Source organism: Boseongicola aestuarii, assembly GCF_900184815.1.
Classification (GTDB): domain Bacteria; phylum Pseudomonadota; class Alphaproteobacteria; order Rhodobacterales; family Rhodobacteraceae; genus Boseongicola; species Boseongicola aestuarii.
Genome location: NZ_FXXQ01000002.1, coordinates 204,726 through 220,211, shown reverse-complemented (window position 1 = coordinate 220,211; position 15,486 = coordinate 204,726). Strand labels below are relative to the sequence as shown.

Annotated in this window: 16 protein-coding genes; 2 read left to right on the top strand and 14 right to left on the bottom strand. The window is 55.9% G+C overall.

Annotated elements, in window-relative coordinates; translation table 11 throughout:
• Positions 1–84: 84 nt before the first annotated feature.
• Positions 85–1,395 (bottom strand): DUF8689 domain-containing protein, encoded by a 1,311-nt coding sequence (locus BOA8489_RS04020; RefSeq protein ID WP_093973036.1) that lies wholly within the window; start codon positions 1,393–1,395, stop codon positions 85–87.
• Positions 1,396–1,529: 134 nt separating this feature from the next.
• Here BOA8489_RS04020 and BOA8489_RS04015 point away from each other — a divergent pair, with 134 nt between their 5' ends.
• Positions 1,530–3,155: a hypothetical protein gene (locus tag BOA8489_RS04015; protein WP_093972697.1), complete on the top strand. Its 1,626-nt coding sequence runs from the start codon at positions 1,530–1,532 to the stop codon at positions 3,153–3,155.
• On the opposite strand, the gene BOA8489_RS04010 is transcribed toward BOA8489_RS04015, so the two are convergent.
• The 13 genes from BOA8489_RS04010 to BOA8489_RS03950 all read right to left on the bottom strand — a co-directional run bounded on the left by BOA8489_RS04010 (position 3,146) and on the right by BOA8489_RS03950 (position 14,238).
• Positions 3,146–3,634, bottom strand: coding sequence for an A24 family peptidase (locus tag BOA8489_RS04010; protein WP_093972696.1), 489 nt, complete (start codon positions 3,632–3,634; stop codon positions 3,146–3,148). The two genes, BOA8489_RS04015 and BOA8489_RS04010, sit on opposite strands and share 10 nt — an antisense overlap.
• A gap of 15 nt (positions 3,635–3,649) precedes the next feature.
• Positions 3,650–4,510, bottom strand: a complete 861-nt coding sequence (locus BOA8489_RS04005) for a tetratricopeptide repeat protein (RefSeq protein WP_093972695.1) — start codon at positions 4,508–4,510, stop codon at positions 3,650–3,652.
• A 45-nt stretch (positions 4,511–4,555) separates the two neighbouring features.
• Positions 4,556–5,140 (bottom strand): tetratricopeptide repeat protein, encoded by a 585-nt coding sequence (locus BOA8489_RS04000; protein ID WP_093972694.1) that lies wholly within the window; start codon positions 5,138–5,140, stop codon positions 4,556–4,558.
• A gap of 8 nt (positions 5,141–5,148) precedes the next feature.
• Positions 5,149–6,153 (bottom strand): type II secretion system F family protein, encoded by a 1,005-nt coding sequence (locus BOA8489_RS03995; protein WP_093972693.1) that lies wholly within the window; start codon positions 6,151–6,153, stop codon positions 5,149–5,151.
• Positions 6,154–6,158: 5 nt separating this feature from the next.
• Entirely contained in the window at positions 6,159–7,127 is a 969-nt protein-coding gene (locus tag BOA8489_RS03990; RefSeq protein ID WP_176440204.1) for a type II secretion system F family protein, read from the bottom strand.
• A gap of 6 nt (positions 7,128–7,133) precedes the next feature.
• Positions 7,134–8,606: a TadA family conjugal transfer-associated ATPase gene (locus tag BOA8489_RS03985; RefSeq protein ID WP_245813656.1), complete on the bottom strand. Its 1,473-nt coding sequence runs from the start codon at positions 8,604–8,606 to the stop codon at positions 7,134–7,136.
• Between the two features lie 19 nt (positions 8,607–8,625).
• A complete protein-coding gene (locus BOA8489_RS03980) occupies positions 8,626–9,876 on the bottom strand; it encodes a CpaE/TadZ family protein (protein ID WP_093972692.1) in 1,251 nt (416 codons plus the stop codon).
• A gap of 226 nt (positions 9,877–10,102) precedes the next feature.
• Positions 10,103–10,759, bottom strand: coding sequence for an OmpA family protein (locus tag BOA8489_RS03975; protein WP_093972691.1), 657 nt, complete (start codon positions 10,757–10,759; stop codon positions 10,103–10,105).
• Positions 10,760–10,764: 5 nt separating this feature from the next.
• Positions 10,765–12,189, bottom strand: a complete 1,425-nt coding sequence (locus BOA8489_RS03970; protein ID WP_093972690.1) for a type II and III secretion system protein family protein — start codon at positions 12,187–12,189, stop codon at positions 10,765–10,767.
• A 222-nt stretch (positions 12,190–12,411) separates the two neighbouring features.
• The gene (gene cpaB / locus BOA8489_RS03965) at positions 12,412–13,248 is read right to left on the bottom strand and encodes a Flp pilus assembly protein CpaB (RefSeq protein WP_093972689.1); all 837 of its coding nucleotides are present in this window, start codon (positions 13,246–13,248) and stop codon (positions 12,412–12,414) included.
• Positions 13,249–13,416: 168 nt separating this feature from the next.
• Positions 13,417–13,614, bottom strand: a complete 198-nt coding sequence (locus BOA8489_RS03960) for a Flp family type IVb pilin (protein WP_093972688.1) — start codon at positions 13,612–13,614, stop codon at positions 13,417–13,419.
• A gap of 198 nt (positions 13,615–13,812) precedes the next feature.
• Positions 13,813–14,004 (bottom strand): Flp family type IVb pilin, encoded by a 192-nt coding sequence (locus BOA8489_RS03955; protein WP_093972687.1) that lies wholly within the window; start codon positions 14,002–14,004, stop codon positions 13,813–13,815.
• Positions 14,005–14,046: 42 nt separating this feature from the next.
• Complete coding sequence (locus BOA8489_RS03950) at positions 14,047–14,238, bottom strand: Flp family type IVb pilin (RefSeq protein WP_093973033.1); 192 nt, start codon at positions 14,236–14,238, stop codon at positions 14,047–14,049.
• Between the two features lie 396 nt (positions 14,239–14,634).
• Here BOA8489_RS03950 and BOA8489_RS03945 point away from each other — a divergent pair, with 396 nt between their 5' ends.
• On the top strand, positions 14,635–15,462 hold the full coding sequence (locus tag BOA8489_RS03945; RefSeq protein ID WP_245813655.1) for a lytic transglycosylase domain-containing protein: 828 nt from the start codon (positions 14,635–14,637) through the stop codon (positions 15,460–15,462).
• Positions 15,463–15,486: the final 24 nt, after the last annotated feature.

The following is a 15,486-nucleotide window of genomic DNA, read 5'->3' as shown; positions in this document are numbered from 1 at the left end:
CCTTTCTTTTTGGCGATAAATATCCCAAGGGGAGTCGCGCGTCAGCGCGGCGGGGGACCTGGTCCCCCACCGTCCAAGGTTTACTTAGTGAACGATCTTCTCTTCCTTGACGAACATGTTCGCCCAGGCACGGTCGATCAATTCCGGTGACATCTGGTATGGGATGCCCTCGAATTCGCAGATCGCGATCATCTGGTCCACAAGGAAGATCGGCTGGTAGTTCGCGTAGATGTTGTCGATCGTCGGGTACTTGTGCTTGATCAGGTAAACCAACGTATCTTCATCCAGCGGCATCTTGCGTTTCCGTGCGACCATGGCGAAGATTTTGAGATAGTCCTCCTGATCCGGACCGTCGATCTTGATCTTGAAGAAGATCCGGCGCAACGCCGCTTTGTCGAAGATCTCGTTCGGGTGGAAGTTGGTGGAGAAGATCACAAGCGTGTCGAAGGGCACCTCGAACTTCTCACCTGATTGCAGCGCGAGGATATCCTTGTTTTCTTCCAAGGGAACAATCCAGCGGTTCACCAGCGCCTGCGGCGGTTCTTCCTGACGGCCAAGGTCGTCCACGATGAAGACGCCACCGGTAGATTTAAGCTGCAAAGGTGCTTGATAGGTGCGCGCGGTCGGATTGTAGACAAGGTCCAGCATCGAAAGCGAAAGCTCACCACCGGTAATCACAGTCGGACGGTCGCAGAGCACATAGCGCGTGTCATAGCGGCCCGACGTGCGACGCAGTGAATTCGGATCGTCCACTTGTTCTTCTGCGGCGGTGTGTACGATCGGGTCATAGACAGTAATCACCTGACCCGAATATTCGATTGCGCGGGGAACATAGATCTTGTCGCCAAGCGCGTCGCGGATACCGTTCGAGATCGAAGATTTACCGTTGCCGGGAGGTCCATACATCAAGACCGAACGTCCCGCACTGACGGCGGGTCCCAAATGGTCAAGCAGTTCCTCGGGGAGTATGAGATGGCCCATCGCACCGTTCAATTGATCGCGCGAGACCTGAATATTTCGGATCGACTGGCGCTTGACCTGCTCGGAGTAGACAGCCAGCGGGACCGGCATTGCGCCGTAGTATTCGGACTGGCTGAGAGCGTCGAGCGCGCGGGCTTTCCCGGCGTCCGTCAATTGAAAGCCCATTTCACCGCCGGAGTTTGCGTGAAGTGTACCAGTGGCTTCGAGCAGACGCTGATCGCGCGCCAAATCAATCAATTCCTGCGTCACCGGGATAGGAAGGCAGATTGCCTTTGCGATCTCTGTCACCATATCCAGGTTCATCCGGAACATTGTTTTCAATACAATATCCCGCATCATGACCGTCGGCAGCTTCATACCTTCCAGCGACCGAGGAGCCGGTGGGGCCATGACGTTCGAAGTTTCCATATTCATCTGAGTTACCCGTGCCTCATCCAAAAAATTCTTTAGCCAGCTGTTGCCCAATTTTGAACAATAACCCATGCCAAGCCTTTGCTGACCGGAACATGACCGGCTATTGTGGCTAAAAAATGGAAAAAGGATGGGGAATGAGCAGACCAAATCCCCTTATTGTACTTTCAATTCTTATTGTCACTCTGTTGGGGTGTTCCTGGTTCGGAATGCGCCATGGTGTGCTGCTGATCTCGGCGCATGAAGGCGACACGTTTCACTTGCTGGATATCTTGTTCCGAATGGAACAGGGCTTGGTACCGCATATAGATTTCATGACTCCGCTGGGGGTTTTGTCGTTTCTGCCGATCGAGTTTTTTCTGACGCGTGGATACGGCATTGGGCAGGCGATACTTTGGTCGCAAGTCCTTGTTGCTGTTGTGCTTTTGCCTGCGATTTTTTACACGACTTGGTCGCGGCTTACGCCCAAGACCGGTTACTTTTTCGCTTGGTTTACCCTCGCCTTGGTGCTGGCTTTGAGCTTTGGCGGAAGCGAGCCGGGCCTGTCTATTTCCATGCACTACAATCGCTGGGCCTGGGCCGTGGGTTCGATCGTCATACTCCTGGCTTTTGCTCCTGCGCGCGGTCGTGACATGCCATTGATTGATGGCATCTTGGTTGGCCTTGGGCTTTCATTCTTTGTCTTCCTGAAGGTCACGTTCTTTGTCGCCCTGCTGCCGGGAATTGCCGTTGTCCTTTTGTTGAAAAAACGGTGGGCCGTTGTCGGTGCTGCCGTGGTGACCGGGGCTTTTGCCGCGATTGGCGCGCTTGTTCTGTTGGGGTTCGATTTCTGGCTGCGCTACGTTGGCGATCTGCTGACCGTCTCGGGGTCCGAGGTCAGACCGCACGCAGGTACGCCCTTCGTTGAGTTGCTTTCGCAAGCAAGCACGATCGCGACGACGGCTGTTGGGCTTATGATCTATCTGCTGATCAGTCGTGCAGGCCATCGCGCAGAAGCTCTTGGGCTTTCGCTGCTCATACCGGGTTGCTTCTTTATTACGTATCAGAATTTCGGGAATGATCCGAAGTGGCTTGCTCCGATGATTGCGTTGATGGTGGTTCTGCGTCCGGCACCGGGCGAGCGCGTGGTACACGGGATGGACATCCATACCGGACTGTCGACGCTGAGCGCGGCCACAGTCTTGATATTCCTGCCATCGGCCATGACGCTGGCGATGTCGCCGCTCCGCCATTCCGCACAGGACATTTCCAGGTATGAGCCGATGCTGCCCGCGCTATCCGAGCATTCCGATATCATGATCCGGTCAGATCGAGGAAACACGGTGACTGCGCTGGTCGAACTCGATATTCGCGGAACTGCCTGGTACAAGTATCGTGATGCAGCGGCGCGACAGGAACCGACGGTTCTTGCGGGCGTTGAGTTGCCCGAATGCGAGATGCAGGCAGGAATGGCCGCCTGGCTCAAAGAAATCAGTGCAGACCTCGCGCGCGCGGATCTCCCTTCGGAGAGTCAGCTTTTTGTGACCGATCTCGTGTCCGCGTTCTGGTTGTTTGGTGACTTCGCGCCGCTGGAGCATGGCGCGCCGTGGTACTATGGGAATCTGTCCGGCATGGAGACCGCAGACTACGTGCTTGCGCCGAAATGTGCTTTTGTGACTGCAGCGCGCGCCTTAATGGTCAATGAGCTTGAGGTCAGCGACTACACGCTGACCCCGATCAGGGACAATGAGCTTTACGTGTTGTATTCAATCACTCAGCCCTGAGCCAAGGCGATAGCCAGGTAAAAAACCAGGGCCGGGGCCAGCGCCATACCCATCGGGAATTCGCGCCTTGTCCAGCTTTCCCAGTCGGGGACCATCTGGCGGATCCTAGTGGCCTTTGCGACGCGATGGACGATGAACGCGGCGATCAGGGTCGCTCCGAGCAGGAACATGAACGGATACCAATCGGGCAGGGCGATGAAGGGTGCCATTGCGGCGGCAAATTTGGCGTCCCCGGCACCCAGCAGGCGCAACGCGTTCAGCACAAAGGTGATGACCAGAACGACGGCGAAATGAGCCCAACGCCAGAGGTAATCCACGAATGGCAGGGCAATCAGGCCGATGACCGCAAACACAATCATCAAGGCCAGAACGGCCTTGTTGGGAATTTTCATCGAGGCCATATCGCTCCAGGTGACCCAGATCGCGATCGGAATGACGAACGGCAAGAACCATACTGCCTCGGTCCAAGTGGTTACCATCGCTAAGACGTCCTGCTAGTTTGTTGGTGTGTTTTCAAGGGCTTCCAGGCTTCTGACTGCCGCTTCGAAGAACTGTGGATGCGTGTCGATCGCATCCTGCAAGAGGCTCTTTCCGGTGGCGATGTCACCCTGTTTAATCGCGGACAGCGCGGCTGTGTGGATCAGCTGAGCGCGCTCAATCTGGGTCATCGGAACCACCGGCATTTCGTAGCGGCGTTGCGCGGCGCGGGCGAGGACAAGGTTGTTCTTCGCCGTGAAGCTTGTGGTGTCATAGGTCAGGGCTTCGCCGAACAAACGTTCCGCCTCGGCGTAATTCCCGCGCGTCAGTTGGCTGTAGCCCCAGTTGTTCAGGGTTCCGGAAGGCGTGGTCGTAAGACCGACAGCAATCTCGTAAAAGCTGTCCGCTTTCGTCCATTCCTTATTGCTGTCCGCGATCATCGCTTCAAGGCGGTATCGTTTGAATGTTTCATGGGTCGGCGGGATCTTGTCGAGCTCTGCTTCGGCGCGGTCCCACTGGTTCGAGCGGATAAGCGCGTCCGCGTACTCGACGCGGTCCTCGTTTGTCGCCCCGGGCATTGCAAGAACTTTTGACCACGCGGAAGCTGCCGCCGTCGCCTTGCCGGCGCGAACCAGCGAAATCGCCAGGCCGCGTGCCAGGTCAATACGGTTTGGATTTATTGCCAGCGCGCGTTGAAAATACGAGACCGCCTCGTCAGGGTCCGCGACCGTCAGCATGACGTCGTTCAGGTTGCTTTCGTCAATGACATTGACGTCTTTCAAGGCCTGAGCCAGTTCTTCGTCAGATTGACCCTGCGGACCACAGGCCGTCAGGGCTAGTGCGCCAATGGCGACAAGTGAAATGTAGTACCGGCACATGATGCTCAGTCCCTTTTGCTGCTCGGCTCCGCTTGTCTGCCCTCTTTACGGGGTCTCGGGTGTTTCGAGGATCCGGAAAAATCCGGGACCACGCCGCACCAGGCGGAAATCGCTCTCGGGCTCAGAATAAGTCGGATCACCAAGTTTTGCGAGAGCTAAGCGCAGATTGTCGCGAATTTCCGCGCTTTGACCGCTATCCAGTGCGAATGCGATACGAAAAACACGACTTGCTTCGCCGAATTCGCCTTTTTCCATCAGCACAACGCCCAGGTTGTTCCACGCGGGCGGAAAAGTCTCGTCCAGTTCAACGGCGCGCCGCAGGATTTGTTCAGCCTGGTTCAGGCGGCCGAGTTGCAGATTGGCCGAGCCTATCGCGGAGAGCACATCGACGTTGACGCCTTCTTCGGCGGCCGCGCGATAGTAAGCCCTGAGGGCGAGTTCATATTCGCCGGAAGCCATCAGCCGGTGACCGACCGTCAAACCATCCACGAAATCGGCCTCTGCCACTTCGCCCGCCCCTGCGCCAGGCGCAAACGGACTGTCGGCGGCCTGTTGAAGGCCGCCGGTTTCCTCACAGGCCGTCAGGAGAGCCAGAGCGGCACTCCCGACGAATAGAACCCTGAGATGCATTTTGCCCCTTAGAAGTTTGCCTTCGCCAGCGTTTGTGCAATGCCATAGATCGACGGACCAATGAGAATGATCAGAAGCGGCGGCACTGTTAGCATCATTGTGGCAAGGGTCATCTTGGTAGGCAACTTGTTTGCCTTCTCTTCGGCCCGCATGACCCGTTTATCGCGCATTTCGGACGCATAAACCCGCAAGGCTTCCGCGATCGAGGTACCAAAGCTGGCCGATTGGATCAAAACGGTCACGAAACTGGCCACGTCGGCGACGCCAGCACGTTCGGACATATCCCGCAGGACTTGTTGTTTGTCCTTACCGGCTTTCATCTCGTGCGCAACGATCTCGAATTCATCAGCCAAAGCGGGGTAACCTGCGCGAATTTCCTTGCTCACCCGGATGATGGACTGGTCCAGAGACTGACCGGCTTCCACGCAGACAAGCATCATGTCCAAGGCATCGGGAAATCCGTTGGTGATTTCCTCTTCGCGTTCGGCCTGACGCCGTGTGACCCAGTATTTCGGCATCATATAGCCAGCGCCGCCTGGAATGATCACCGAGAGAATGAGCGCTTGTGTCGTGGGTTCACCCGTTGCGCTGGTGTAGATCGCATAGATAATGCCAATGCATAGAAACGCGATTCCCAGCGCAAACTGAAGGAAGTGATAGGTTCGCACCGCGTCCTTGCTGCGATATCCCGCCTGCAAAAGCTTTAGCGCAACAGCGGAGTACTCTTTTTCATCCTGCGGTTCGAGGAAGCCCGAATACTTTGCCAGCTTGGCGCCTTTGCCCTTACCGGCCCGAAGACGTTTTTTGCCGTCGCCTGCGTCGACCTCTGCGCTTGCCTGAGCCGCCGCGCGCAGTTTGTCGAGCGGGTCGTGCTGCTTTTTCAACAGCGTCGGCAATGTCAGGAGGATCAGGAATAGCCCGAGGACACCGATCACCAGAAGCGGCCCGAGTTCGCCAAACTGCTCGGTCAGCAGGGCATTAGCCGTGTCATAGAGTTCAAAGATCTTTTCCATCGGGCCTATACCTTAATATTCACAAGCGATTTCATGACGAATACGTTCACCACCAAAAAGGCTGCAACGACCAGACAGGCCGGAATGAAGACGGCGGTCTGTTTGACCTCGTCATAGTAATTGGGCTGAATGACGTTGATCATCACAAGGGCACCAATCGGGAATACAGACAGGAACATGCCCGACCACTTGGCTTCTGCGGTGATCGCTTTAACGCGACGGAACAGCTTGAAGCGAGCGCGAATAACCTTTGCCAGCCCGTGAAGGATTTCGGCGAGGTTACCACCCGAGGTCTGCTGGATAGTGACGGCAACCGCCAGGAAGCGCAAATCCTGCATATCAAGGCGTTCGGCCATGTGTTTCAGGGCTTCGCCGACGTCGCGCCCGTAGGCGCTTTCGTCCGAGATCACGCCCATTTCCGAGCCGAGCGGGTCGGGGACTTCCTTGGCGACGATTTGCAATGCTGATGTGAACGGGTGGCCAACGCGCAAGCTGCGCACCATTAGTTCAACAGCGTCCGGGAGTTGTTCTTCGATCATGCCAAGGCGTTTCTTGGCTGTATTGTTTACCCAGACGAAAACCGCGCCGACACCCATAATCACCGACAAAACGGCACGGATGACAAAGGAGGCAGTCGTGCCGAAGGTCAACAGCACGAATGACACAACCGCCAGAATACCCATCACCATGATCAGTTGGCTTGGGGTAAAGGCGATGTTCGCTTTTTGCGCTTTTTCAGCCAAAATTGAATAAAGCGGGATGCTTTTCGACTTCATGTGCTGGGACATTTCCTTGCGGAGTTGTTCCAACACCTGCTCGCGACCAGCGCCACGTTCGAGCATTTCGAGACGGCGATTAACGCGACTGTTCAGACTGATCGATTTGCCGAAAACCGTCAGATAGATGCCCTGTACCAGAGCCAGAACAGCCAGGAAAATAAGTCCATAGATAATCGGTTCTGCACTAATAACCATGTGCTATTACTCCGCCGCGAAGGGTTCAAAGATGTTCGGGGGAAGATCGTAGCCCCACATGCGGAACCGTTCCGAGAAGTGGCTGCGCACGCCGGTCGCCGTGAAGTGACCGATGATCTTATTGTCGGGTGTCAGGCCCACACGCTGGTAGCGGAAAATCTCTTGCATAGAGATCACTTCGCCTTCCATGCCGGTCACTTCCGTGATCGAAACCATCCGGCGCGAACCGTCCTGAAGGCGCGAGGCCTGTACGATGAGGTTCACAGCCGAGGAAATCTGAGCCCGCGAGGCTTTCAGCGGCATCTCAATGCCGGCCATCGAGATCATGTTTTCCAGACGAGACACACCATCGCGCGCCGAGTTGGCGTGGATCGTGGTCATGGAGCCGTCGTGACCTGTGTTCATCGCCTGAAGCATGTCGATGACCTCCTCGCCTCGCGTCTCACCGACGATGATGCGGTCGGGACGCATACGAAGCGCGTTGCGGAGACAATCGCGCTGGGTCACAGCACCTTTACCTTCCACGTTCGGTGGACGGCTCTCCATGCGGCCTACATGTGTCTGTTGAAGCTGAAGTTCCGCCGTATCCTCGATTGTGAGGATGCGTTCGTCGTTATCGATGAAAGACGACAGCGCGTTGAGCGTCGTGGTCTTACCAGAACCCGTACCGCCGGACACGATGACGTTTAGCCGGCAGGCGACCGCGGCCTGAAGATAGGCGGCCATTTCTTCGGTGAAGGCACCGAAGTTGACCAGATCGTCGATCGCCAGCTTTTCTTTCTTGAACTTACGAATCGAGACGAGTGATCCATCTACCGCAATCGGTGGGACCATTGCGTTGAAGCGTGAACCATCAGCGAGACGCGCGTCAACGTATGGGTTCGATTCGTCCACGCGGCGGCCAACGGCCGACACGATCTTGTCGATGATCCGAAGGAGGTGGCGCTCGTCCTTGAAGGTCGTGTCGGTCAGTTCGAGTTTACCCGAACGTTCCACAAAGACCTGTTGCGGGCCGTTCACCAGAATATCGTTGACCGTATCGTCTTTCAGAAGCGGCTCTAGAGGGCCAAGGCCCGTCACTTCGTCATAGAGATCCTGATTGAGGGTCTGACGCTCTTCGCGGTTCAGAACGACGCCCATCTCATCCAGGGCCTCGCCCGAAATTGCGACGATTTCCGCACGCAGATCGTTCTCGCTGGCGGTTTCCAGTGCGCCGAGGTTCAGGTTGTCGAGCAGCCGTTTGTGCAGCTCAAGCTTGATATCTCCGAGACGCTCTTTGCGTTTCTTCTCTTTGTCGACTGGCGCAACCTGAGCCGGGATGCGGCTCATCTGACGCCGTTTGGTCGGGTTCTCAGCCGGGGTGATGGGAGCAGTTTCCTTGGCAACGGGCAAATCGGCCTGTCCACCTGGGATGCTCTTCAGTGCTGGCGTGCCGGGTTCCCCACCCTGGCCACCGGTTTTCTTATATTTTGAAAACAACGGCTTGCTCCTTGTTCACTCAAACGCCTGCGACGGCTTCGAGGTTTGTTTCGTGGACGGATTCTGCGAGTTTCTGGATCTCTTTGCGCAGCGGGTTTTTTGCCGCCACTTCGCTCAGAGGGACACCATGGTCGTTTGACTGTACGACCTGACGGCCACCATCCGGCATCAGGACTTCGATCTTGATGTCGAGGCTTTCCGCCATCCGTTTGACGCGGCTTTTGCCGGTGAGATCAGTGAATTTCGGGGCGCGGTTCAGGACATAGCGCAGCTTGTTCACGGGCAGTTCTTCGCCCTTGAGTGCGCGGATCATGCGCAGCGTATTTTGTGCCGATCGCATGTCCAGTTCGGTCATCGCGAAGTAGACATGTGCCGCATTCAAGACTGTTTCGGTCCACATGACGACATTGTGGGGCATATCGATGACCACATAGTCGAAGTTCGTACGGGCCACTTCGACAAGCTTTTCGACGTCCTGCTGTCCGATCATATCCAAGGGGATCAATTCGCTTGGCGAGGTCAGAACGTGCAGTTTCTCGTTGAAGGTGAGCAACGCCTGCATAAAGCTTTCACTGTCCATCGAGCCCGTGTCTTGCAGCAGCTCGAATACGGCCTCGCGGCGGGGAAGATCGAGGTAGGTCGAAACCGAACCGAATTGCAGATCGAGGTCCAGAAGACAGACGCGAGGGTGTTCGCCGTCAACTTCAAGATTGGCAAGTTCCCAGGCCAGGTTTACGGCGAAGGTCGTGGTCCCTGTGCCGCCTGCAAGTCCTTGAACGGGAAGAACAACACCGTCACGATCGCCGGTGGCCTTGATCTTGGTGCGCAGCGCATCCGGCACCTCTTGCGACGCCATTTCAGCCGTGCGGCGCATCCGTTCGAGCGCGTCATGAAGCGCGCCGTCCGGAAGAGGGTAGGGCACGAATTCCGCAGCCCCCAGTTTCAGGAGTTGGTGAAGTGCAATCGGGCTGACTTCTTCAGCGATGACGATGACGCGAACGCCCTGCGATACGGCGAATTTCACCAGTTCACTGACAGCGTCGATGTTGGTTTCGTCTTCCTGGTCAATTGCTATGGCAACGAATTCGAGTGAATCCGCCTCGGTTTGTTTCATGAAGAGTTCTGCATCCTCAAAAGACAGATCACCCCAGCTTTCACCGCACTCAGCTTCCATATCTTCGATGAGAAGATCGAAATTCTGAACATCTCGGCTAATTGTGCAGGCACGGATCGGTGCTGCCTCTTCCTGTAATGCCGCGTTGCTCGTCATACCCTACGTCCTTCGTTTCCGGCTCGGGCCCGAACCACACGGAACCCACCAATCCGGTTGAGAAACGGCACCCAAAATGGGCGCGCAGGTTTCCCTTGAAGACGACATTGACCATCAATACGGGCGACATTGTGGCCAAATAATCGTAATTATTCGGTATTCTGCTACGGTTGAATCAAAAAGGGCGGCCATTGGCCGCCCTTTGAAACAATGTTTTTGGTGCTTTTTATTCGCTGATCGCCGCCAGTCCGCCGCCAAGCGCGGATGGAGCGCGTGCACTACCCACGTATTCGCGGAAGATGATCTGGGCGTACTTGCCATTCAGAACCATTGGCGCGTTTTCAACAACACCCGACACCTCTGTGACAGTCCGACGGTTGCGCCGCTCGCGATTGTCTGTGGACACGGCCAGACGCGTTTCACCGAAGGACACGAGGGCCTTCAGACGCGCGCGGTTCACGCCTTGGCTGACCAGGTAGTTCACGACCGCATTGGCGCGACGCTGACCCAGGGCCTGGTTATAGGCGTTTGAGCCAACCGCATCAGTGTGTCCGAAGACGCTGAAGCGGATTTCCGGGAACTGACGGATCCAGTCGGCTTGCTCGCGCAAGATCGCCTGTGCATCCGCATCAAGTGTCGATTCGTCGAACTCGAAAGTCACCATTGTGGGAACTTCCGAAGTGAAACGCTGATTGAGGTTCGCAAGGAACGTCAGGTCACCGTTGTGGATTTGCGTATTGTTCATCGTTGGGTTGCCGAAGCCACCTTCGTCGATGAACGCACCGGCTTCAGAGTTGAAGCTGTCGAAGGCAGGGCCTTCGCCGCAGGCTGTCAGAGCGAGCACGCTTGCTCCGACCATCAAGGTTTTGATCTTAAGGGTCATATCTCTCACTCCATCACGTAGCCGTAGGAACCGCCAAAGTCCTGCTTGGCAACTTCAGCTGCCGCGCCTGAGCGGGGTGCACCCGCCGGACGTGCAGTCTGTCCAAAGAGGAACAGCTCGGATTCCGTTGGGATACGAATACGGTCTGTTGGAAGGGCAAGGGCTTCACCACGCGTTGGTGTGACCAGATGCGGTGTGATGATAACCACCAGCTCTGACTGATCACGCTGGTAGTTCGCGCTGCGGAACAAGGCTCCGAGGACCGGAATATCGCCCAGCCAAGGCACCTGCGCTGCAGAGTCCGTGAAGTCGTCCTGCAACAAGCCCGCAATTGCAAAGCTTTGTCCGTCCAGCATCTCAACAGTTGTTCGTGTTTCGCGAACGTTGAAGCCGTTGACCTGGAAGCCCGAGTTCGTCACCGACGTTCCCAGATCGATCGAGGAGACTGCCGCATTAAGTTCAAGGTTGATGCGATGTCCGTCAACGACCCGTGGAATGAACGAAAGCTGCACGCCGTAAGGTCTGTAGTCGATTGTGACCGCGCCATCCGCACCGGAAACCGGGATCGGATACTCGCCGCCTGCAAGGAAGCTTGCTTCCTGACCGGAGAGAGCTGTCAGGTTAGGTTCTGCCAGTGTGCGCACGAGGTTCTTGGTTTCAAGCGCTTCGAGAAGCACACCAAATCCAACGCTGCCCACATCGAAACCAATACCAAACTGGCCGACGGATGTGTTGTCGAGGTTAAGAATAGTCGATGCCGGATCACCAAGGTCTGAGCCGGCAACAAGTGAGCCTGAGCCCGCTGCTGCCGAGACGACCGCGTCGCTACCTGCCTGGATAATGTTAAGGCCGGCGGACAAGTCCTTGATGATACGACGCTGAACTTCGGCGAACCGAACTTTGAGCATCACTTGCTGTGTGCCGCCGACAACCATGAGGTTGGATACGCGGTCTGGCGCATAGCGGTTTGCAAGATCAAGGGCCCGGTCGAGGCGTTCGATTGAAGACACAACGCCCGACAGTACAATACCGTCATTTGCTGTGCGCACTTCGATGGCTTCACCCGGAAGAATTTGACGCAGGCGTTCCTTGAACTCTGCGACGTCCGGAGTGACCTGAACTTCGACGTTAGTAATAAGCCGCCCGTCTGGACCAAGAAGCGTCAGGGTCGTGCGGCCAGGCGCCTTACCCAAAACATAAATTGTCCGGTCCGACAGCGTGGAAATATCCGCGATGCCTGGGTTGGCGATTGAAAGTTCGGCGAATGGGTTTTCAGCCTCGACAACCACTGCCCGGTTCATTGGAACCTGAAGTGCGGACGAAACTTCCCCCTGCATCACCGTCAAAGACTGAGCCCCACCCTGGGACACCGCCGCTGTTGTTACGGCGAAACTCAACATCGCCGCTTTTAAAAACCTAGTGCATGTCATGTGACCTGCCTTTCCGATCACGCCTCTATTTCCGGGTCTCAACGCCCGCATATGGGGCACGATGCGGCAAGCGTTAATTTATTGCAACAATCAGGACGTTAAATGCGAAAGCTTATGTGGATAACCCGCAACACACTTCCCAATCATTGCGCCAAACGTAAAACGCGCCACTTCATATGGTGGCGCGTTTTTTAGATTCTGACAAGCTTTCTGGTCCGTTTGTTAGTTAGTGCAGGGGATTGGCACCACAACAATCTCTTCTCCACTGCGTCGACGCACCGTGCAGACCTTCTCTTTCGGAGCTTCGACAACCTTTTCTTCAACGATGCCGAGGAGGTCGCGCTGGTCAATTTCCACTACCTCGGACACCACCTGATCGTCTGCGCCGACAAGCGAGAGCGACAAGCGACCCGTTGTTTGCGCCTGCGCCAACGATGCCACTTGGCGTGGATTGACTTCAACCGTCACGGTGCGGGCGACGACAGGACCATTGCGGTCTTCGTCGGCGGACTGGTTGATCGCAATGATATCTACGCTGGAGTCGATGAGTTTGGTTATGCTTTTGCCGCCCTGATTGCCCGTCCAGTAGATGTCAACGCGGTCGCCCGGGGACAGAAAGCCCGACACGCCGGATGTGACATCGGTGCGGATCGTGAAAGCACGCATGCCTGGGCTCAGGCGGGACGAGACGCCCGCGTCCTGGCCGGGGTTGGTCACCTTGACCGCGAGGATTGCTTCAGTCGGCTCGACGGCGCGAAGCACCGATCTTGGCACCGAAACACCCATCGGGAACAAATCTTCTTCAGAGGTGAAAGCGCCTTGCGGGATAGCGGCACGCGGCCAGCGGACTTTTTTGACGTCGTCGATCGTCAGTGTTTGACCGTAGCGAAGTGCCTTGTTCGCGACATATACTTCCTCGGTCGGAACGATCGCTTGCTTGGCGCGCTCTGCCTCTGCGAGCTGGGCTTGTTGTTGGCCGATATAATCGCGTGCCAGATAGACCGCACCGCCAGCCAGACCAAGTCCGATCAAAAGGACAAATCCGAACAGTACACGCATCTCATTTCCTCTCAGTTTACGGTCAGGTCGCGCAGATCACGGCCTTTCCACCCAAATTTCTTCTGCTTTAATGGCGCCAGATTGTGTCGAAACAGTGGATAGAACGAGGAGATCTCGTGCAATGTTGACTCGTCCGGACCCTGTTTCGTCCGCGCTTTCATAAGCGGATCAGTTCTCGCGGTAGTCTCGCGTAACTTCTTTGCTGGCAAGCACTGCACCGAGGCCGGTAGACGTATCGATGGCGCCTCTGCCAACTGTTGTGATGACAGCAAATCCAAGGCCAACTATGGCCGCTGTGAGCACAACCCAATCAACGGTCACTGCCCCACTATCGTCGCGAAAAAAGCTTTTCAGTAATTCTGTCATTGGCAAACCTCCGTATCCTTCAAAAGAACTCAGAACCCTAGTCACACGCCAATGTGGCCGAACTGCGGCAGGAATCAGTTATGTACGCTAAATCAATGCAATAGATAGTTTCCAATATATTGAAGGCCACGCCTCAGGGCGTGGCCTTCAAAGTTCGTTCGGTTGACAGAACGCATATGCGCTACTGCTTCACTCTTGTTAGAACGATGTTTCCGTCGAAACGGCGGTTCCGGCCAGCGAAGACGAGACGTTGTCGGCAAGCGTGGTCGTACCACCACCAACGGACGTCAGAACAGCGATGCCGAGGCCAACGATGGCTGCTGTAAGCACAACCCAGTCAACCGTTACAGCGCCAGATTCGTCATTGAGGAATGTGTTAAAAAGTTTCATGTGATTTCTCCTAGATTTCAGATCGGCCGATTGCCGGATTAGTTAAAAGCTTGACGCCGTCGAAACGGAGGTTCCAGCCAGCGAAGACGAGACGTTATCGGCAAGCGTGGTCGTACCACCACCAACGGACGTCAGAACAGCGATGCCGAGACCAACGATAGCCGCGGTGAGTACAACCCAGTCGACCGTTACGGCACCGGATTCGTCTTTAAGAAAAGCGTTGAACAGTTTCATGTGTCCCTCCATTCGAGTACGCTCAGTTACAATCAAACCCTGACGACTGAGCGGATCGGCCTCTCACGTTCGATCCAATGCCGTCTTGGCATGGGCTTATATGGACCCTGAATTGGGGCGAGAGTTTGACCCGTGTCGTACAATTTTCGTTCGGGATGGTGGGAACTGCAGATTTATGCTAACCAGCTGAAATATATAGATTCATAGGTTGGCAGCGTTTCGGAATGGGCTTCAAAGCATGCTGACATTGCATCACTTTCCAAGAGTTGAGAACAATCCGCCCAAAAGGACTGGTGCCGGAGACTGCGTTTTGCGACATCTTTGTGTAAGCAGTGAATGAAAGAGATGAATCTTTTGTATATTTCACAGATATTTATTTGTGCCGCAGTGGCCGTTATGGGTTTTACATCGCCTGCTCTGGCCCAAACCGGGCAGGCAGGCGGTGATTTTACCTTTAAGCGTGTAGGAGTGCCGCAGAACAATGGCGGCTCCAGAATCACGGTTCAGATCGATCCTAACCAGGAAGTCTTTCGGATTACGCCCGGAGAGGTCCCGCGCCGCCCGGGCGATCCGCGTCCTGCTGCGGCCACTCAAATACCTGCAGGGCTGATACCTGCTGATGTCGTAGACTTTTCCTGGTACTGGCAGGCGGTTAGTCCGGCCGTCAACGCGAACCCGGCGGATCGCTTTCAGGATGCTCTTATTGCCGTTCAGCGCGGTGCGACAAAGATAGGGACACCGCGTCTGCAGACTTTGAAATCCATTTCGGAGCGTCACGGTATCGATATCTTGACGTCGACGATTGGCACCGAGGTGTCACCTGCGCTTGTTCTGGCGGTTATCGCCATAGAAAGCGCGGGGCGCATCGACGCCGAAAGCCATGCGGGCGCGCAAGGTCTGATGCAGCTGATGCCCGCGACGGCTGCGCGCTTTGGCGTAGATGATAGTTTTGAACCGCGCGCCAATATTCGTGGGGGCGTTGCTTACCTCGATTGGCTTTTGAAACGATTTGACCGCGATCCGGTCATGACGCTGGCGGCCTATAACTCGGGTGAGGGGGCGGTGGACAAGCACGAAGGCGTTCCGCCCTTTGCTGAAACGCGGGCCTATGTGCCCAAAGTCCTTGCCGCATGGAATGTCGCACGAGGCCTATGCCTTACGCCGCCCGAGCTTGTGACGGATGGCTGTGTGTTCGTCGGGCCAAGCGTTGTTTCAAGCAACTGAAGGCACGTCTACTGCGCGCCTCGG